The sequence below is a fragment of the Amycolatopsis sp. NPDC051045 genome (assembly GCF_040682955.1).
Taxonomy (GTDB): Bacteria; Actinomycetota; Actinomycetes; order Mycobacteriales; family Pseudonocardiaceae; genus Amycolatopsis.
This window is the reverse complement of sequence record NZ_JBFBCC010000003.1, coordinates 365,655-383,278: the sequence shown is the minus strand read 5'-3', so window position 1 is coordinate 383,278 and position 17,624 is coordinate 365,655. Positions and strand designations below refer to the sequence as shown.

General features: G+C 70.9%; 19 protein-coding genes and 1 tRNA gene. 3 read left to right on the top strand and 17 right to left on the bottom strand.

The window, feature by feature from the left end:
* Positions 1 to 49 precede the first annotated feature (49 nt).
* Positions 50 to 403: a DUF952 domain-containing protein gene (locus AB0M80_RS09600; protein ID WP_364561343.1), complete on the bottom strand. Its 354-nt coding sequence runs from the start codon at positions 401 to 403 to the stop codon at positions 50 to 52.
* A 129-nt stretch (positions 404 to 532) separates the two neighbouring features.
* Positions 533 to 1,414 (bottom strand): DUF5926 family protein, encoded by an 882-nt coding sequence (locus tag AB0M80_RS09595; protein WP_364561341.1) that lies wholly within the window; start codon positions 1,412 to 1,414, stop codon positions 533 to 535.
* A 53-nt stretch (positions 1,415 to 1,467) separates the two neighbouring features.
* On the opposite strand from AB0M80_RS09595, the gene AB0M80_RS09590 reads away from it, so the two are divergent.
* Complete coding sequence (locus AB0M80_RS09590; protein WP_364561339.1) at positions 1,468 to 2,634, top strand: cytochrome P450; 1,167 nt, start codon at positions 1,468 to 1,470, stop codon at positions 2,632 to 2,634.
* Positions 2,635 to 2,723: 89 nt separating this feature from the next.
* On the opposite strand, the gene mca is transcribed toward AB0M80_RS09590, so the two are convergent.
* The 3 genes from mca to AB0M80_RS09575 all read right to left on the bottom strand — a co-directional run bounded on the left by mca (position 2,724) and on the right by AB0M80_RS09575 (position 4,543).
* Entirely contained in the window at positions 2,724 to 3,566 is an 843-nt protein-coding gene (gene mca, locus AB0M80_RS09585; RefSeq protein WP_364561336.1) for a mycothiol conjugate amidase Mca, read from the bottom strand.
* Positions 3,563 to 4,018, bottom strand: coding sequence for an MFS transporter (locus AB0M80_RS09580; protein WP_364562024.1), 456 nt, complete (start codon positions 4,016 to 4,018; stop codon positions 3,563 to 3,565). The genes mca and AB0M80_RS09580 overlap by 4 nt, the downstream gene beginning before the upstream one ends.
* Positions 4,019 to 4,192: 174 nt before the next feature.
* Positions 4,193 to 4,543: an MFS transporter gene (locus AB0M80_RS09575; protein WP_364561334.1), complete on the bottom strand. Its 351-nt coding sequence runs from the start codon at positions 4,541 to 4,543 to the stop codon at positions 4,193 to 4,195.
* Between the two features lie 96 nt (positions 4,544 to 4,639).
* Between AB0M80_RS09575 and AB0M80_RS09570 the strand changes: the two genes are divergently transcribed.
* Positions 4,640 to 5,230, top strand: coding sequence for a TetR/AcrR family transcriptional regulator (locus tag AB0M80_RS09570; protein ID WP_364561331.1), 591 nt, complete (start codon positions 4,640 to 4,642; stop codon positions 5,228 to 5,230).
* On the opposite strand, the gene AB0M80_RS09565 is transcribed toward AB0M80_RS09570, so the two are convergent.
* The 11 genes from AB0M80_RS09565 to AB0M80_RS09515 all read right to left on the bottom strand — a co-directional run bounded on the left by AB0M80_RS09565 (position 5,227) and on the right by AB0M80_RS09515 (position 16,803).
* The gene (locus AB0M80_RS09565; protein WP_364561328.1) at positions 5,227 to 6,264 is read right to left on the bottom strand and encodes a DUF4328 domain-containing protein; all 1,038 of its coding nucleotides are present in this window, start codon (positions 6,262 to 6,264) and stop codon (positions 5,227 to 5,229) included. The two genes, AB0M80_RS09570 and AB0M80_RS09565, sit on opposite strands and share 4 nt — an antisense overlap.
* A 1-nt stretch (position 6,265) precedes the next feature.
* The gene (locus AB0M80_RS09560) at positions 6,266 to 6,622 is read right to left on the bottom strand and encodes a rhodanese-like domain-containing protein (protein WP_364561325.1); all 357 of its coding nucleotides are present in this window, start codon (positions 6,620 to 6,622) and stop codon (positions 6,266 to 6,268) included.
* Positions 6,623 to 6,662: 40 nt separating this feature from the next.
* Positions 6,663 to 8,453, bottom strand: coding sequence for a cation acetate symporter (locus AB0M80_RS09555; RefSeq protein ID WP_364561323.1), 1,791 nt, complete (start codon positions 8,451 to 8,453; stop codon positions 6,663 to 6,665).
* 31 nt (positions 8,454 to 8,484) lie between these two features.
* Positions 8,485 to 9,012, bottom strand: coding sequence for a hypothetical protein (locus AB0M80_RS09550; RefSeq protein WP_364561321.1), 528 nt, complete (start codon positions 9,010 to 9,012; stop codon positions 8,485 to 8,487).
* A gap of 13 nt (positions 9,013 to 9,025) precedes the next feature.
* On the bottom strand, positions 9,026 to 9,859 hold the full coding sequence (locus tag AB0M80_RS09545; RefSeq protein ID WP_043792552.1) for a LytTR family DNA-binding domain-containing protein: 834 nt from the start codon (positions 9,857 to 9,859) through the stop codon (positions 9,026 to 9,028).
* Between the two features lie 94 nt (positions 9,860 to 9,953).
* Positions 9,954 to 11,342: a glycoside hydrolase family 16 protein gene (locus AB0M80_RS09540; RefSeq protein WP_364561318.1), complete on the bottom strand. Its 1,389-nt coding sequence runs from the start codon at positions 11,340 to 11,342 to the stop codon at positions 9,954 to 9,956.
* Between the two features lie 157 nt (positions 11,343 to 11,499).
* Positions 11,500 to 12,345 (bottom strand): S49 family peptidase, encoded by an 846-nt coding sequence (locus AB0M80_RS09535; RefSeq protein ID WP_364561315.1) that lies wholly within the window; start codon positions 12,343 to 12,345, stop codon positions 11,500 to 11,502.
* A 19-nt stretch (positions 12,346 to 12,364) separates the two neighbouring features.
* Positions 12,365 to 13,690 (bottom strand): histidine kinase, encoded by a 1,326-nt coding sequence (locus AB0M80_RS09530; RefSeq protein ID WP_364561312.1) that lies wholly within the window; start codon positions 13,688 to 13,690, stop codon positions 12,365 to 12,367.
* A 99-nt stretch (positions 13,691 to 13,789) separates the two neighbouring features.
* The gene (locus AB0M80_RS09525; RefSeq protein WP_364561309.1) at positions 13,790 to 14,650 is read right to left on the bottom strand and encodes a DNA-formamidopyrimidine glycosylase family protein; all 861 of its coding nucleotides are present in this window, start codon (positions 14,648 to 14,650) and stop codon (positions 13,790 to 13,792) included.
* 39 nt (positions 14,651 to 14,689) lie between these two features.
* Complete coding sequence (locus AB0M80_RS09520) at positions 14,690 to 15,130, bottom strand: DUF983 domain-containing protein (protein ID WP_206784122.1); 441 nt, start codon at positions 15,128 to 15,130, stop codon at positions 14,690 to 14,692.
* 113 nt (positions 15,131 to 15,243) lie between these two features.
* The gene (locus AB0M80_RS09515; RefSeq protein WP_364561306.1) at positions 15,244 to 16,803 is read right to left on the bottom strand and encodes a sigma-70 family RNA polymerase sigma factor; all 1,560 of its coding nucleotides are present in this window, start codon (positions 16,801 to 16,803) and stop codon (positions 15,244 to 15,246) included.
* Between the two features lie 187 nt (positions 16,804 to 16,990).
* On the opposite strand from AB0M80_RS09515, the gene AB0M80_RS09510 reads away from it, so the two are divergent.
* A tRNA-Gly gene (locus tag AB0M80_RS09510) sits at positions 16,991 to 17,063 on the top strand.
* A gap of 150 nt (positions 17,064 to 17,213) precedes the next feature.
* Here AB0M80_RS09510 and AB0M80_RS09505 read toward each other — a convergent pair.
* Positions 17,214 to 17,615, bottom strand: coding sequence for an immunity 7 family protein (locus AB0M80_RS09505; protein WP_364561303.1), 402 nt, complete (start codon positions 17,613 to 17,615; stop codon positions 17,214 to 17,216).
* Positions 17,616 to 17,624: the final 9 nt, after the last annotated feature.

The window sequence follows — 17,624 nt, the reverse complement described above, 5'->3', positions numbered from 1 at the left end:
GTAGCCGGCCGGGTTCGCGATCGCTCGGCCGGGTGATGATCTGCCCACGTCAGCGGTGGGCAAGCGAGTCGGGCAGCCGGAAACCGCCGCCGTCGAACTCTCGGAATTCGTGCACGCCGACGACCGCTTCGCGCGGGATCGGACCGTAGACGTGCGGGAACCAGATCCCGGCCGGATGCGGCGGCACGCCGTCTTCCCAGCGGACCGGGGACCCGACCTTCGCCGGGTCGATCTCGAGCAGCACCAGATCGGTGCGGCCCCGGTAGAGGACGTTGGCCGGCAGGTGTGCCGTGCCGAAGTCGGAACAGTGGATGAACCCGGCTTCCCCCAGTGAAGGCGGCTGGTACTCGCCGCCTTCACCCACTTCGGCCCAGTCGGCCGCCCCGCAGATGTGAAGTATCACACCGAGAATCGTCCCACCGCCGCGATCCGGCTGTGGTGTCTGGTACGCCACATAATGCCTGGTTGAACGCTCATCGAGCGGTGAGGAACCACCGGTTCATACCGATGGTCCGGGACCCTCCGACGGCGGTCAGCGCAGGGTCAGCTGACGGCCGATGAGGCCGTCCCGCGCGCGGCGCTCGGTCGCGTTCAGCGGCTCGTCGTCGAGCGACTTCAGCGCCGTCTCGAGACGGGCACCGAGGGCGTCCTTCGCCTCCGCCCACTCGCGGGCGTGGGCCTCGGAGTCGAGGTCCCAGACCGGGACGAGCAGGCCGTGGGCCCGGAACGAGCCCGCGTAGCGCGAGCCCTCGCCGAGGCCGAGCTCACCGGCCGCGGACAGCCGGGCCAGCGCCTGGAGCAGCAGGTTCTCCGGCTCCGGCCGGACCCAGCGCAGGTGGGCCTTCTCGCCGGCGAGAACCCAGTAGGCACCCGAGCCGAGCCGTTCGGTGGGCATGATCGCGGCGTTGGCGCGCTCGAGGGACACCGCGACGTCACCGGTCGCGTCCGCATCCTCGGGCAGCCACCAGCCGAAGTCCGTGTGCAGCGTGACGTCGAGTTCGGCGCCCGGCGTCAGCAGGTCCTGGAGACGCGCGTGCTCATCGGCGGACGGCGGGGTCGTGGTGTCCGGCACCCCGAGGACGTCACCCTCCTTGGCGTCCAGCAGCCACTTCAGCGACCGGCCGAGGTCACGGCTGATGTCGGACGAGCGGGTCTGCACCTGCAGGCCGAGGTAACGCCGGCCGTCCGAGCGGACGAACGCGGCCGCCGCCATCGGCAGCACGGTCCCCAGGGTGACGTCGCCACCGTCGGCGAGGGTGAGCTGGGCCGTCGCGGACGGCACGAACTCGCGCAGCGCGATCAGCTCGGGCTCCGCCGCCAGCCCTTCGAACGGCTGGCCGACGAAGACGTCACGCACCTTCGGCTTGCGGTCCGACGCCTGCTTGGGACCCTTCTTGCGCGCGCCCTTGCCCACTGCTGCCTCCTCTGGCTCGGCTTCAGACGCTATCGAAGGGTTACTCTCGCGACGTGTTCGACCCCCGCGATCCCGCGTTCCTGGAAGACCCGTACCCGGCGTTCGCCGAACTCCGTGAGCAGGGCGACGTCCATTTCCACGACGGGCTGGGCCTCGCCATCGCGGTGTCGCACGCCGCGTCGTCGGCGGTGCTGCGCCACCGCGGGCTGGGCCGGATCTGGCAGGACGCCCAGCCGCTCGAACGGTTCGCCTCCTTCAACCTGCTGCACCGCAACTCGCTCCTGGAGAACGAGCCGCCGGCTCACACCCGCCTACGCCGCCTGATCGCGGGCGCGTTCGGCCGTGGCCATGTCCAGCGGCTGCGTCCGATGGTCGCGACGCTCGCCACCCGGATGGTCGACGACCTGGCGGCCGCGATCGCCGCCGACGGCAGCGCCGACCTCCTCGAGCACCTCGCCCAGCCGCTGCCGGTCGCGGTGATCGCCGAGCTGCTGGGCGTCCCCGGCACCGACGGGCCGCGGATGGTCCAGCTGTCCAACGCCATCGTGAAGATGTACGAGTACGACCTCCCCGAGGAAGGACGCGACGCCGCCGAGCGGGCAGCCGCCGAGTTCGTCGAGTACGTCCGGTCAGTGGCTTCGGCCCGCGCGGACTCACCGGGCGAGGACATCATCAGCGACCTCCTGCGCAGCGAGCTGACGCCGGACGAGCTGGTGGCGACCGCGGTACTGCTGCTGATGGCCGGCCACGAGGCGACGGTCAACGTGCTCGGCAACGGCATCACGGCCCTGCTCACGCACCGGGACCAATGGGAGCGGCTGCTGGCTTCACCTGCCCTTCTGGATTCGTGCGTCGAGGAACTGATCAGGTTCGACGCGCCCCTGCAGCTGTTCGAGCGGACGGCGACCGAGGACGTGTCGATCTGTGGACATGTCGTTTCCCGTGGCGAGAAGATCGGCGCGTTGCTGGGTGCCGCGGCCCGCGACCCGAAGGTGTTCGACGACCCGGACCGCCTGGACATCGGCCGGACGCCCAACGCCCACCTCGGGTTCGGCCTCGGAATTCACTACTGCGTGGGTGCTCCTCTCGCTCGGGTGGAGATCGCCGCCGCGCTGAGTGCGCTGGCGGAGAAGCTGCCGGGCTTGCGTCTGGCCGAGACTCCGCGGCGACGGCCGGAGTTCGTGATCCGCGGGTTGCGGGAGCTCCGGGTCACCGCGTGACGGGGGTCCCCGCCCCGGTTCTTGCGTGTTTGGGGACGGAACTCGCGTGATTGAAGGCGGAACTCGCGTGATCGGGGACGGGACTTGTGTCATGGGGTTACTCCGCTGAAGAGGTCGTCTTCGAGGTTGGGGCCGGGGGGCGGGTGGGCCAGGTGGTAGTCCTCGTAGGGCCAGGCTTGCCGCTCGATTTCGCGTGAGTGGGCGAAAAACGGGTGGGCCGGGTCGACCTGGGTGGCGTGGGCCAGGAGGGCTCGGTCTCGCGTGGCGAAGAACGCTTCGCAGCGAATTCTGGTGGTGACCGGGAGCTTGTCGGGCGGAAGTTCGTCCAGGACTTCGGCCATTGAGGACTCGAGGCCGGCGGCCAAGGTCGCGTCGTGCAGGGTTTGGAACCAGGCGCGGCTCAGGGTGGCCTGGTAGTACAGCTTTTGTGGTTGCCACGGGTCGCCCGAGCCGCGATAACGCGCGGGATCGGCGGCCGCGGTGAACGCTTCGACCGTCACCTCGTGGGTGCGGATGTGGTCCGGGTGTGGGTAGCCGCCGGTTTCGTCGTACGTGATCACCACCTGCGGCCGGAACTCGCGCATCAGCGCCACCAGCGGGGCCGCCGCCGCTGACAGCGGCAGGGCGGCGAAGCAGCCGTCGGGTAGGGGGTCGCCGTCGGCGGGCAAGCCGGAGTCGACCAGGCCGAGAAAACGCTGCCGGACGCCCAGGATCTCGGCGGCCGCGGCCACCTCACGACGGCGGATCGCCGGGAGGTCCGCCCAGGTCTCGGTGGTGTCCAGGACTGGGTTGAGGACGTCGCCGCGTTCGCCACCGGTGCAGGTGGCGACCAAGACGTCGACGCCTTCGGCGGCGTAGCGCGCCAGGGTGGCGGCACCCTTGCTGGACTCATCGTCGGGGTGGGCGTGGACGCTCAGGAGGCGGAGAGTCAACGTGAACTCCTCTGGGGGAAGAAAAGTGCGGGGACCAAGGTCAGCGCCGACAGCGCCAGCGCCCACGTGAACGTGGTGCCGAACGCGGCCGGCGGTGGCGCGGCCGTGAGTGCGTTGTGGAGGATCGCGGCCAGCAGGGCGGTGCCCAAGGAGCCGCCGATGCGGTTGACCACGTTGAACGCGCTCGCCGCCCGGGGAATGCGAGACCGCTCCAACGAGCCGTACAGCGTCGTCATACCGGGGGTCGTCGCGGCGCCCAGGCCGACGCCGCGGATCAGGAGGGACAGGCTCAGCAGGACGCCGCCGGGTCCCGAACCGAGCTGGGTGAACGCGATCGTGCCCAGCACGGACAGCGCGATCCCGGCCAGCATCATCCGGCGCGGTCCGAAGCGGCCCAGGAGCCGGCCGCTCGCCAGCATGACCGCCGCGGAGCCGAGTGCCTGCGGCGCCAGCCCTTGTTCCGGAACAGGTCCAGGTCGAGCACCGGCGAACGTGTCCGGGAAGCGTGGACCCCGTACGCCAGCAGCAGCGCGGCCCCGGCCACCCAGGCGACGGTCTGACGGCGGTGGCGATCTTCACCGCGGGCACGCTGCTGCGCGGCTTTGCGTGGTCGGCGCCGGTCCTGATCACGTTTCGAGTGCTGCACGCACCCGATCATCCGGCCCAGCGCGGGGCCCGCCGCCTCCGCGAAGACCGCTTGCCCGACCGGCTGCATCAGCACGCCGCCAGAGCCACACCGCGCGGCCGCCGAACCGGTCGGTCAACCAGCCCGACAGCGGGATGACCGCCGACGCCGCGAGCAGGTACGCGCTCGCCACCCACTGCACCGTGGTCAGCGGACTGTCCAGGTCACGGGCGATCGAGCCGATCCCGACGGTCACGATCGTCGCGTCGAGGATCGACAGCACCGCACCCATGATCAGCACGCCGCCGAGCCGCCACAGGGCCGCATCGGGCCGGACTGCCGTCGCAGTCATGGTCACCCCCAGTTGATTAGGTCGAACCTCAGATTAGGTTCGACCTACCGACTAGGTCAAGCACAATCTTGGGTTCGACCCACTAGAGTGACGCGCATGAGCGAGGGACTCCGGGCCCAGAAGAAGCACGAGACCAGGAAGGCCATCTCCCACGTGGCCACGCGGCTGTTCATCCGCAACGGCTTCGAGGACGTGACGATCGCGGACATCGCCGCCGAGGCGCGGGTCGCCAAGATGACCGTGACGAACCACTTCCCGCGCAAGGAAGACCTGGTCTTCGACATCCGCGCCGACTTCACGTCCTGGCCCACCGCCCTGATCCGCGACAGCGTCTTCCACGACACCCGCGAGCTCTACTTCGAAGCGCTGGGCGCCGAGCACGCCTTGGTCGGTTTCTCCGGGCCCGGCTTCGTGCGGATGATCAAGGAGAGCCCGGTACTGACGAACGCGCTGCACGAGATGCACCGCGAGCGCGAGGCGGCGCTCACCGACCTCCTGGTCCGGCGCCACCTCGAAGAAGACCTCGCTCCCACGCTGGCCGGCGCCCATCTCGCCACGGTCCTGCGCGTGCTCTTCCAGGAGGTCTTCGACCGGACCCTCGAGAACGAGGATGCGATCGTCGACGAGCTGTGGCCCCTCGCGGAACAGGCTTTCGACCAGCTCGAACCGGCCTTCGGCAGGTACTAGCGCGCGGCGCCGGCAGGCCGTGCGGTCCGCAGTTCCGGCTCCGGCGCCCCGCTGACCTTCAGCACGCGCATCTCGCGCACGTCCCGGGCGTCCGAAGGCGCCAGCAGCGCGGAGAACCGCCGGACCACCAGGGCCGTCAGCACGGCCAGCGCGGCCGCGGAGAGGTCGGTCAGCCCGACCAGGACGACGCTGTCGGCCATCGACTGCACGTCGTCGCGGAACCGCCACAAGATCGACGCGCCGAGCAAGAGCCAGTTCAGCAGCCAGGCGCCCCACCACACGAGCACCTGGCGAGACGGCTTCGGCCGGACGTCACGAGAGCGGCCCAGCACCGCGTGCTCCAGCTCGCCGACGACCGACAGCGCCAGCGGCAGGTTCGCCACCGGCACGAGGACGCCGACCAGCACCTGCCACACCGGCCGCGGCGGGTCGTCGCCCGACACGTCCGCCGCCGCCTGGCGCGCGACCAGCAGCCACCAGAGCGACAGCCCGGCGGGCAGCAACGCGAGGATCGAGGCCAGCAGGCCCGCGGTGAGCACGAACCCGTCGGAGAACGCCACCACCGAGCGGGACAGCGCGGAGTCGCGGCCCTGGACGAGCAGGACGTACCGCCAGATTTCCGCGCCGGCGGCGACCACGGCCAGCACGGCGTACGCGAAGAGGACGGCGACCAGGCTGCGGCTGAGCACCGGCACCCGGTCGATCGGGCGGATCTCGTCGGACGCCGTGCCGGGCACCGACGTCGGGCGCCGCCAGACCAGGTTCGGGAAGCCCCAGCGCGGCGGCACCGGGTACGACGGCGGGCCGAGGTACGGCTCGGGCGGCGCGACGCGGCGGCGCGGCCACGCGCCGGGCGGCGGGCTCGCCACCCAGCGCAGCTTCGGCCGGTGGACGGGACGGCGGTGGTAGGGGTACGGCTCCGGCTGGGCGGCCAGCGTCCGGCCCTGCAGCTGCTGGGCGGTCGGCGGCAGCGCCGGGCGCGGCCAGTACCCGGGCGGGTACGGCCGGCCCTGCGGAGGCTGCCCCGGGTGCAAGCTAGATCACTTCGGGTTCGATGCCGGGGTGCTCGCCGACCATCGGCCGGCCTTCGCGCTGCCACGCGCCCATGCCGCCGGCCACGTTCACCGCGTCCCAGCCGCTCTGGTTGAGCCAGGCGGTCGCGCGCGCGGACCGGCCGCCGCTGCGGCAGATCACGTGGATCGGCTGGTCGGGCAGCTCGGCCAGCTCGCCGACGCGGGCGGGCAGCTCCCCCATCGGGATGTGCACCGCGCCGGGCGCGTGCCCGGCGGCCCACTCGTCGTCTTCGCGGACGTCGAGCAGCACGAGGCCGTCCTTGGGCAGGTCGCGGACCTCGGCGGTCGGCAGTTCAGCAGGGCTCACCACGGTGTCCATGCTGCCATGTGGAGGGGTAGCCCGCGCGTGAGGTGGGCGATCACTTGCGGTGACGGCCGCGGCCGGTGACCCGGGTCTTCTCTTCCGCCTGGCCGAACCGCGCGACGGCCCGGTCACGCATGAAGCCGAGCGGGTCGGGGGCGTGCAGCCGCAGCATGATGTCGTGGACGTGCTCCGGGCGGCCGTACCCGGTCACGCGGCTGACCAGGTACGTCGTCACGAAGGCCACCGGCACCGTGATCAGCGCGGGCTGGTTGACGAACCAGGGCGCCCAGCCACCGGTGTAGCCGCTCACGACGTTCATCACGAGCGCGGCCAGCACCAGGCCGCCGCCGGCGAACATCCCGGCCAGCGCGCCGGGCCAGGACAGCTTGCGCCACCAGATGCCCAGCACCAGCAGCGGGCTGAACGTCGACGCGGCGAGCGCGAACGTCAGCCCGATCGACAGCGAGATGTCCTCCGGCCGCAGCGCGACCGCCAGCGCGATCGGGAACAGCGCGACCAGCCCGGCCGCCACGCGGAAGTCCCGCACCCGGCCCGGAAGCAGGTCGGTCGACACCACCCCGGCGACGCTCACCAGCAGCCCGGACGTGCTGGACAGGAACGCGGCGAAGGCGCCGGCCGCGGTGACCGCGCCGAGGAGCTGGCCGCCGATCCCCGGCAGGATCGCCGAGGGCAGCTGCAGGATCGCCGCGTCCGTCTTCCCCGTCACCAGCAACTCGGGGACGTACATCCGCGACAACGCACCCAGCAGCGTCGGGAACAGGTAGAACAGCCCGAGCAGCAGCAGGACGTGCACGGTGGTGCGGCGCGCGGCCTTGCCGTCGGGGTTGGTGTAGAAGCGCACCAGCACGTGCGGCAGGCCCATCGTGCCGAGGAACGTCGCGAACATCAGCGAGTACGTCTGGAGCAGGTCGGTGAGGCTGCCCGAGCCCGGGTGCAGCCAGTCCGCGTTGTCCGCGCTCGCGTCGCTGACCACCGGGACCGGCGTGCCGGCGATGAACTTCAGCTTGGTGCCTTCGGACACCGTGTGGGGCGCCAGCGGTGTCCAGTGTGTCGGCCCGGCCGCGGGGCCGTTGTCGGTGCGGCCGTAGGCGTAGAGGTACGTGTCCGAGGTGACGTGCAGGGTGACGTCGGTCTGCACGTCCACCGTGGTGTCGCTGACGAACACCGGCGGGGCGGGCGAGCCGAGCGGCCGGAAGCCGTTCGGGCTGCCGCCGGTGAAGAACACCATGCACAGCACGAACGCGGGCACCGCGATCGCGAACAACTTGAGCCAGTACTGGAACGCCTGGACCACGGTGATCGCGCGCATGCCGCCGGAGATCACGTTGAAGGTGACCACGATCATCACCGCGACCGCGCCCGCCCACCCCGGCACGGGCAGGATCGTCGCCAGGGTCAGGCCGGCGCCCTGCAGCTGCGGGGCCATGTACAGGATCCCGATGAACACGACGAACGCCGTGGAGAACCGGCGCAGCCCCTGCGAGCCGAGCCGCATTTCGACGAAGTCGGGCAGCGTGTACGCGCCGGAGCGGCGCAGCGGCGCCGCCACGAAGAGCATCAGCGCGAGGTATCCGGCGGTGAAGCCGATCGGGAACCACAGCGCGTCGGCGCCGTCCTTGAGGACGATCCCGGCGATGCCGAGGAACGACGCCGCGGACAGGTACTCGCCGGAAATCGCGGCGGCGTTGCGGCGGGACCGCACGGTGCGCCGCGCGACCAGGAAGTCGTGCGTGCTCGTCGCCGACCGCGAGGAGCGGTGACCGAGGTAGGGCGTCACCACGGCGACCAGCACGATGCCGGTCAAGGCCCACGGGTTCAGCTGCACGGGAGGAATCCTCGCACGAGTGAGTGCGAAACTAGTTTTCGATCATGTCCACGAACGCGCGTTCGTTGCGCTCGGCCAGCCGGTTGTACCAGATGCCGACGCCGAACAAGAACGGAAACGGCAGCACGCCGAGGATCAACCAGGCCACCGGGATGCCCAGCAGGCTGGCCCGGGAGAACCCGGGCACCAGGTAGAACAGCACCGGCAGCGAGCCGAACACGCCGACGACGAGCAGCGCGAGCAGCAGCGACGTCCGCAGCTGCACCTTCACCAGGTGGTCACGGACGAGCAGTTTCCCCCAGCTGGTCTGCTCCTCCAGCTCGACGCGGGCGCGCAGGGTGCCGCCGCCGCGGCGCGGGTCGGCGAGGATCACTCGCTCCCGCTTGGGTTTCGCGTGGTGATCCGGCTTCGGCGGCTCGTTCTCCGGGGCCGGCGGCAGCGGCTCGACGACGGCCCGGTCGGTCGGCTGCGGCAGCGGCCGCTGCCGGGCGCGCCTGCCGAGCGTCGGATCGGGTTCGCGGACGCCGTTCGCGCGGTGCTCGTAGAAGTCGTCCGTCATGGCCGGTCCCGGCTCAGCCGTTCCGGCCCGAACCGACCAGCCGGTCCTTCAGCGCACGGGTGTGCCGCCTGCTCACCGGCAGCACTTTCTCCTCGTTGCCGATGACGACCTGGTAGCCGCCCTGGCCCATGCGCAGCTCGGTGATCAGCGGCAGGGCGACCAGGAACGACCGGTGGATGCGGACGAACCCGGCCTTCTCCCAGCGTTCCTCGAGCTGGGCCAGCGGGATGCGGACCAGGTGACTGCCTTCGGTGGTGAACAACCGCGCGTAGTCGCCCTGCGCCTCGACCCAGCGGACCGAAGAGCGCGGGATGAGCTTGGTGGTGCCGGCCAGCTCGACCGGGATGACCTCGTCGTCGTTCTTGACCGGCTCGCCGCCCAGCGCGCCGGGCGGGGGCGCCGCGGCCGCGGCCAGCTTGTCCAGCACGCGCGAGATCGCGCGGTCGAGGCGGTCCTGCTGGTACGGCTTGAGCACGTAGTCGAGGGCGCCGAGGTCGAAGGCGTTGACGGCTTCTTCGGCGTGCCCGGTGACGAACACCAGCGCGGGCGAGGGTCGCAGCGCCGCGAACACCCGCGACATCTCCATCCCGGACAGCCCGGGCATGTCGATGTCCGCGAAGACGGCGTCGACGATCGGCAGGCCGCGGTCCTTGCGCTCGCGCAGCCGCGGGTCGTCGGTGGACAGCAACCGCAGCGCCTCGGAGGCGTCGATCGCCGGGAACACCTTCGCCACGTGCGGGCTGTTGCGCAGGCAGTGGACGAGTTCGTCAAGACCGTTCGGCTCGTCGTCCACAGCCAGGACCACGAGCTTCCGGGTGTCATCGTGAGCACTCACAGTGAAACGCATCCTGCCCATTGCCGAGTGCAATGTCCAGCCCCCGTCCGCCTTAAGCCTCCGAGGAGGCCCGCGGACGGCCCTGCCGTCCGCGGGACCCCCGCAATCAGTGCACGAACGTGAACCAGTTGAGGTTCACGAAGTCGGCGGGCTGGCCGCTGGTGAAGGTCAGGTACACGTTGTGCACGCCGGTCACCCCGCTGATGTTCGCCGGGACGGTCCGCCAGCTCTGCCAGCCGCCCGTGTTGGCGACGGCGAAGCTGCCGACCGGCGCGTTGGACAGGCTGTCCAGCCGCACCTCCACCAGCCCGCTGACCCCGCCTGCGGCCCCGGACGCCACCCGCGCCTGGAAGTTGGTCGCCGCGCTGCCACCGAAGTCGATGTTCGGGTACAGCGCCCAGTCGCCGTTGCCGGCCGGCCCGATGTTCTGCCCGCCACCGGTGTCGGTGGTCGTCTGCTTGGCCAGGCCGTTCTGCTGCGTGTACGACTCCGCCTGGATGGTGCTGTAGGCGCTGCCGCCGCCGGACGGCGGAGTGGTCGTGGTCGGCGGGGTCGTCGTGCCACCACCGCCGCCGCGCGTGGTGACTGTGACGTAGTCGACGACCATCGGGTGCCCCGGCACGATCCCCGGTCCCGGCGTGGTCGTGCCGGAGTTGTTGTTGGGGAACGCGCCGCCGATGGCGACGTTCAGCAGCACGAAGTAGCCGGAGTGGCTGGTCATGTTGGCCCACGTCGTCGCGTCGAGCTGGTTCTGGCTCACCGAGTGGAACTGCTGCCCGTCGACGAACCAGCGGAGGACCTGCGGGCTGGTGCTCGCGTCCCATTCGAAGCGGTAGGCGTGGAAGGCCGACTGGCAGCTGCTGCCGGGGCACGCCCGGTTGTTCGGCAGGCCGGTGGTCTCGTTGCACGGGCCGCCGGGGTTGACGCCGCAGTGCAGGACGCCCCAGACGGAGTTGATCCCGTTGACGTTCTCCATGATGTCGAACTCGCCGATGGCGGGCCAGTTCCAGTAGCTGCCGCGGTAGGGACCGCCGAGCGCCCAGAACGCCGGCCAGTAGCCGAGCGCGGCCGCGCCGGTGACGTCCGGCATCTGGATCCGGCTTTCGATCCGCATGACACCGCCCGCCGGGGGCTTGAAGTCGGTGCGCTGGGTCTCGATCCGCGCCGACGTCCAGTTGCCCGAGCCGTCGCGCAACGGCGTGATGCGGAGGTTGCCGGCGCCGTCGAGGGAGAGGTTGCCCGGGTTGGCCGTGTAGTTCTGGATCTCACCGGTGCCCCAGTTGGCGGGACCGCCGGGGTAGCTGTGGCCGGTGTCGACGATCCAGTTGGCGCCGGAGGGCAGCGACCCGGAGCCGCCGGTGAAGTCGTCGGCGAAGACGGTGGTCCAGCCCGCTTCGGGCGGCGGGATCGAAGCCGCCGCGGGCATCGTGAGGGGAATGGCGATGAGCGCGGCGCCGAGCACGGCACCGACGGCGATTCTGCGGGAGTGGGGCATCGGGTACGACCTCCTTGTCGACCGGATTTGTTGCCGCTCGCAACAAAGCCCGTCGACAAGGAGACCTGACGCTTGGGCGCGATTCCAGAGGCGTTACACGGGTTGGGTGATCCAGGTCACAAAGTCTGCCCGGAAGTACCCTAACCGGACATCGGCGTCAGAGGCCGAAGCGGGACCACGCCGCCTTCTGGGTCACCGCGTCCAGCACCGCCGATGCCGCAGCCGGCGCGCCGATGCCGAGGCGGGCCAAGAGGGGCCTCTTCGGCTCGGCCACGGAGATCTCCGCGTCCGGGTAGCGCTCGGTGATGATCTGGCGGAGGCTGCCCAGGCCGTCGGCCAGGCCGAGCTCGACCGCCTTCGTGCCGAGCCAGACGTCGCCGGTGAACAGGTCTTCCGAGTCCGTCAGCCGGTCGCCGCGGCGCTCCTTCACCCAGCTCACGAACAGCTCGTGGAGCTGGGTGTGCATCTTCTTCAGCCACTCGACGTCTTCGGGCTTCTCCGGCGAGAACGGGTCCAGCCGCGACTTGTTCGCGCCCGCCGTGTGCAGCCGCCGCTCGATGCCGAAACGCTCCAGCAGGCCGGTGAACCCGAAGCCGCCGCTGATCACGCCGATCGAGCCGACCATCGACGTCCGGTGCGCGTAAATCTCGTCGGCGGCGCACGCCAGCCAGTACCCGCCCGACGCGGCGACGTCCTCGCAGAACGCCAGCACGGGCACGCCCTTCTCGTCGGCCAGCTGCCGGATCCGCTCGGCGACCAGCCCCGACTGCGTCGGCGCGCCACCCGGCGAGTTCACCAGCAGCGCGACCGCCTTCAGCCGGTCGTGGCCGAACGCCCTGGTCAGCGCCGATTCCACCGCGGCCAGGTTGATCGCGCCCCTGGCCAGCGGCGACGGCGACGGCGTGATCACGCCGTGCAGCTTCACCACGGCCACGACGTCCTTGCGCTCGACCCGGTCGGCGAGCCCCGGGATCCGCGAAGCCAGTTTGTCCGTAACGCTCATAACGCCAGGCTAGCGGGATTCAGCCCATGGGGAGGATGCCGGAGCGCGTGCCGTTGACGCCGTTCACCTCGGCGCCGTTCAGCTGGGCGGGGCCACCCTGGGCGGGCACGTCCGCGTCGGCCGTGTCGCTGTCGGAGCTGTAGTCCGGCATGTTCGGCCGGACACCCGGGACGAACTTCGGCACCCGCAGCGTCACCTTCATGCCGGCGCCGGGCGCGGTCTCGACCATCACCGCGTAATCGCTGCCGAACACCTGCTGCATGCGCTGGTTGATGTTGCCCAGCCCGACGTGCGCGCCGGTGCGGTGGGCGCTCTTGAGGTCGTTGAGCTTGCGGGGGTCCATGCCGATGCCGTCGTCCTCGACGCTGATCAGCGCCTCGGTGCCGTAGTCCTGCGCGATCACGGTGACGCAGCCGCCGCTGGGCTTGCTGGCCAGTCCGTGCTTGACCGCGTTCTCGACCAGCGGCTGGATGATCAGGAACGGCACCACGACGCTGAGCACCTCGGGTGCGATCTTCATCCGCACCTCGAGCCGGCCGCCGAAGCGGGCGTTCTCGATCGTCAGGTACCGGTCGATGTTGCGCAGCTCCTCGGCGAGGGAGGTGAACATGCCCGACGTCCGGAACGAGTAGCGCGTGAAGTCCGCGAAGTCCTGGAGCAGCTCTCGCGCCTCTTCGGGGTCCGTGCGGATCAGCGCGGAAATCGTGTTGAGCGCGTTGTAGACGAAGTGCGGCGAGATCTGCGCCCGCAGCGCCTTGATCTCGGCCTGCTGGAGCTGGTGCTTGGACTCGTCGAGCCGCGCCAGCTCGAACTGGGTGCAGACGAACTGGGCGACGGCGTCGGCCATCTGCACCAGCCGGCCGCGGGTGCGGCCCACGACGATCAGCGCCGCCTCGGTCTCGCCCTCCACCAGCAGCGGCACGATGACCGCGGTCTTCATCCGGCAGGTGCCGCGATGGTTGCACGGCATCCGGTCGTGCGCGACGACCTCGCGCCGGTGCTTGCGGATCGCCGCCCCGATCGCCTCGACGAGGTCGACGTAGTGCTCGTTCGCTTCGCCGTCCCAGGACAGCAGCGTGCCTTCACTGTCGGTGATGCCGACGGCGACGCAGTCGAGCATCTGCAGCAGCTGCGTGGTGATCTTGTCGGCGGCGTCCTCGTCCAGGCCGGAGCGGAGGTTCGGCGCCGCCTTCGACATCCGGTGCACCGCCTGCAGCATGGCGTCCTCCACCACGCTGGCGGGTTTGCGCTGTTTCACGAGCAGCACGACCACCGCGACGACGAGCAGCACCACAAGAGCCCACGGGACGATCTGCGCAAGCGGGAACCCGGACACGGCGTCCATGCTCTGCGCTCGACCGACCGGGTGCAAGGCCTGATCCCACTTTCTGTCCAACTGCGATGACGGAGGGTTGAGGAGACCCTACCGAGCGTCCGGAGACGGCTACTTCAGCAGCCGCGACATCCGGCGGTCGGCGAGCGGCTTGCCGCCCGTCTGGCAGGTCGGGCAGTACTGGAACGACTTGTCGGCGAAAGATATTTCGCGGATCGTGTCGCCGCAGACCGGGCACGGCAGCCCCGTCCGCGCGTGGACCCGCAAGCCCGACCGCTTCTCCCCCTTCAGCCGCGCCGCCTTCTGCCCCACCGACCGCTCGACGGCGTCGGACTCGATCTCGTGGATCGCCTCGGCGAGGGTTTCCAGCGCGCCGTCGTCGAGCTTGCCGATCGTGGCGTACGGCGAGAGCTTCGCGCGGTGCATGATCTCGTCGGAGTAGGCGTTGCCGATCCCGGCGATGAGCGACTGGTCGGTGAGCGCCCACTTCAACCGGGTGTTCTTCCCGGCGAACAGCTCACGCAGCCGCGCGGCGTCCACCACGAGCGCGTCCGGACCCAGGCGGCCGACGCTCGCGATCTCCTGCGGGTCCTTGACGATCCACACCGCGAGACCCTTCTTCGTGCCCGCTTCGGTGAGGTCGAAGCCCGGCCCGGTGGCGGACTCGAGGTGCACGCGCAGCGAGATGGGGCCCTTGCCCGGCTTCAGCGGCGCGGCGGCGAGGCCGTCGGACCAGCGCAGCCAGCCCGCGCGGGCCAGGTGGACGACCAGGTGCAGGTCACCGGCCACGACGTCGAGGTGCTTGCCGTGCCGGGTCGCGCCCGTGATCTCGCGGCCGTGCAGCTCGGTCCACGGCGGCGTCGCCGTCTTCAGCACGCTCAGCGAGGCGACGTCGAGCCGGAAGATCGTCCGGCCGACGGCGTTCTCGCGCAGGTGGTGGGCCAGTGCTTCGACCTCGGGCAGCTCGGGCATGTCCCCAGTTTCACCCCTTCGGTCGAAATCCGGTACTCGCTACTCGACCGGGTGCAGCGGACCGTCGAAATCGGGCAGCGAATGCCGCTGGATGGTCTTGGAGATCTTCTTGACCTCACCCTGCACGGTGAACATGCCGCGGATGGTGCCGACCCAGCGCTCGGACGGCCGGTCGCCGGTCACGTCCCCCTCGGTCTCCGCCACGACCGTCCACGGACGGCGCAGGATCCACCGCAGCGGGAAGAACAACACCACCAGCAGGAGCGCCAGCAGCACCCACGCCGGGATGTTGACCTGGTCCGGCGTCCACACGACGAGGATCACGGCCAGCAGCGCGGTCACCACGATCATCGCGATCCCGGGCCCGTAGCTGCCCGCGACGTCGTGCTCGAAGTCGTCGGCCGTCGCCGGTGCGCGCCATTCCATCTGGGCACGGACCACCCAGTCGCGGCCGTCTTCGCCGCGTACCAGCCGGTTCATTCAGTTGCCTCCCAGGGCGCCCGCAGGGTGAGCAACTCAACGGTACCGTGCCCGGCCTCACCCGCGCGAGGGAGGAACCGGACATCTCACCCGCCGGACTGGATCACCGCTGATCAAGAACCCGTCGGCCCGGCCGAACCCGAATCCGCCGGTTCCCCCGACCCGGTGACAGCGGACGCGCCGGCCGGGCACGGCTTCCCCGAAGTCGGCGTCACCGTCGTCGTCGGCGTCTCCGTGGCCGGCGGTTCAGTCGTCCCGGTCTCGTCTTCCTTCGGCGCCGGCTTATCGGCCGGTGCCGTCGGCTCGCCGGGACGGCCGGTCGGCGACAACTCGGGCGCCTCGGCGTCCTCCGGCGTGGGCGGCGCTTCGGTGGACTCGGTCGTCATCGTCAGGTCGGGCTTCGACGTGTCCAGCCGCGGCGAAGTCGCCGGGGGGCCGGACGCCCCGAACGTCGACGAGGTGAGGTCTTCGCGCGGGGCCGGCGAGTCCCCGGCACCGCCCGCGTCCCCGACCGGGACATCCCCGGCGACGGACAACCCGGGCACCTCGTTCGCGGCGGCCTGCCGGTCACCACCACGCGACCGGGCCGGGATCGCGACGCCGGTACCGCGGCCGTTGAGCACCCCGATGCCGATCCGCTGCACCGGCTCCGGCTGCGGGGGCGGCTGCTGCGTCTCCGACGGCGGCACCACCACGAGCTCGGGCGCACCCCCGGTCAACCCGACGTCGCGCACCGGCCCGGACCCGAACAGCGCGGGCCCCGCCGCGACGCCGACGACGCCCACGGCGGCGGTCGACGCCAATGCGAGCCCGATCTTGACCTTCGAACCGACCAGGACGCCCTTGATCGTCGCGCCCAGACCGGTCAGCACGCCGCCACCACCCACCGACGCGGCGGCCGGGACCAGCAGCACCAGCACCCCGGCGTGCGCGCGCAGCGACGAACAAACGTCGCGCAGCTCGTCCTGCGTGGCCCGGCACGACGGGCAGCCGAGCAGATGCGCCTTGATCCGCTCCGCCTCGGCACCGGTGACGCTGCCCGCGGTGAACCCGCCGAGCTTTTCGACGACCGCGCGGCACGAGTCCGGCCCGCGGTTCACCGAAAGGTGTGCCTGCAAGTACGCCGCACGCAGGCCCTGCCGGGCCCGGCGGGCCAGCGCCGCCGTCGCGTTCGCGCTCAACCCGAAGTGCGGAGCGACCATGGCGGGCTGCTCGCCCTCGACCTCGGTCTGCCACAGCACCGTCCGCCACCGCTCCGGCAGGCTGGTGAACGCCGTCGTGATCAGCGTGTGCTCGGCCGTGCGGGCGTGCGTGTCGGCACCCGCCCCGGCGCGGAAGGTCAGCTCGTCGTCCGAAACCGGGACGTCCCGGCGGGCCCCGTGCCACTCCCAGGACACCCGGCGGGCGACGGTCAGCAGGTAGGCACGGATGTAGTCCCGCGGGCCGGCGCCCCGGCGCAGGGCCTGCAACACGCGGAAGAACGTCTCCGCGGTGATGTCCTCGGCCTCGGACCGGTCGGCCGCCAGGCTCTGCGCGAGCCGGCGGACCGCGGCGACGTGCCGCTCGAACAGCTCCCCGAACGCGGCGTCCTCGCCGTCACGGAGCCGCTGCAGCAGTGCCTGCTCGTCGGATTCCGAGGCCGCCGGTGGCGGCGCCGTGCCCAGCTCGGTCATCCGGCCCGGCACCTCCTCCCCGAAGGTCTCCCCATTCGGTCGAATGGAGACACCATACGGAGGGAATCAGCCGTCGTCACCCCTTGTACGCCAGCTGTGACACGGAAGCACCGGTCAGAGCCGTGAGGGACCCGGTCACCGAGCCCCTCAGGGCAGGGTATAGAGTTCTCCCCGTCAGCAAGACAACGCGGATGTAGCGCAGCTGGTAGCGCATCACCTTGCCAAGGTGAGGGTCGCGGGTTCGAATCCCGTCATCCGCTCGCGGGTAGAGGGCTGTATCGGCAAAAAGCGCCGATGCAGCCCTCTCGCCATTTCACCCGGGGGGCCGAGCCCCCCGGACCCCCCACGGTGCGGTCGCCAGACTTCGGGAGGTGGCCGAGTTTCCCCGTGTCGCCTGGGGCTCTTGGGTTTTAGAGCTCGTAGGTGTCGAGGATTGTGGGGGCTACTGGGGTCAGGTGGGGGTCTTCGTGCTCTGTTACCTGGCCTCGGGCCATTCGGTGGACGCGGAAGTTGTTGTCGTTCTCCGTGTCCTGGTCGTTCCACGTGTGGAGGAGACCGTACGAGCCGGGGGCTAATTCGCCCACTCGGGTGAAGAGGTCGAGGAGGTCGGGGGCCAAGCGGCCGCCGTGTTTGTCGAAACCTCCGAAGTGGAGCATCGGCATGCCCGCGCTCCAGCGGAGGTCGACCAGGTCGAAGTCGCCCGCGTCGCGGATCGCGCGGTGCACGCGGTCGACCAGGCGCTCCAGGAGCGCCGCGTCGTCATCGCCGCTCGCGGTCGCCTGGATGGTCACCCAGCCGTGATATTCGAACACCCGCAGAAC

What these genes read in the sequence shown, in the direction of transcription:
- AB0M80_RS09540 (WP_364561318.1), bottom strand. Translation starts at nt 11,342, where the DNA reads ATGCCCCACTCCCGCAGAATCGCCGTCGGTGCCGTGCTCGGCGCCGCG.
- AB0M80_RS09525 (WP_364561309.1), bottom strand. Translation starts at nt 14,650, where the DNA reads ATGCCCGAGCTGCCCGAGGTCGAAGCACTGGCCCACCACCTGCGCGAG.
- AB0M80_RS09560 (WP_364561325.1), bottom strand. Translation starts at nt 6,622, where the DNA reads ATGGACACCGTGGTGAGCCCTGCTGAACTGCCGACCGCCGAGGTCCGC.
- AB0M80_RS09550 (WP_364561321.1), bottom strand. Translation starts at nt 9,012, where the DNA reads ATGACGGACGACTTCTACGAGCACCGCGCGAACGGCGTCCGCGAACCC.
- AB0M80_RS09545 (WP_043792552.1), bottom strand. Translation starts at nt 9,859, where the DNA reads ATGCGTTTCACTGTGAGTGCTCACGATGACACCCGGAAGCTCGTGGTC.
- AB0M80_RS09575 (WP_364561334.1), bottom strand. Translation starts at nt 4,543, where the DNA reads ATGACTGCGACGGCAGTCCGGCCCGATGCGGCCCTGTGGCGGCTCGGC.
- AB0M80_RS09515 (WP_364561306.1), bottom strand. Translation starts at nt 16,803, where the DNA reads ATGACCGAGCTGGGCACGGCGCCGCCACCGGCGGCCTCGGAATCCGAC.
- AB0M80_RS09570 (WP_364561331.1), top strand. Translation starts at nt 4,640, where the DNA reads ATGAGCGAGGGACTCCGGGCCCAGAAGAAGCACGAGACCAGGAAGGCC.
- AB0M80_RS09530 (WP_364561312.1), bottom strand. Translation starts at nt 13,690, where the DNA reads ATGGACGCCGTGTCCGGGTTCCCGCTTGCGCAGATCGTCCCGTGGGCT.
- AB0M80_RS09520 (WP_206784122.1), bottom strand. Translation starts at nt 15,130, where the DNA reads ATGAACCGGCTGGTACGCGGCGAAGACGGCCGCGACTGGGTGGTCCGT.
- AB0M80_RS09535 (WP_364561315.1), bottom strand. Translation starts at nt 12,345, where the DNA reads ATGAGCGTTACGGACAAACTGGCTTCGCGGATCCCGGGGCTCGCCGAC.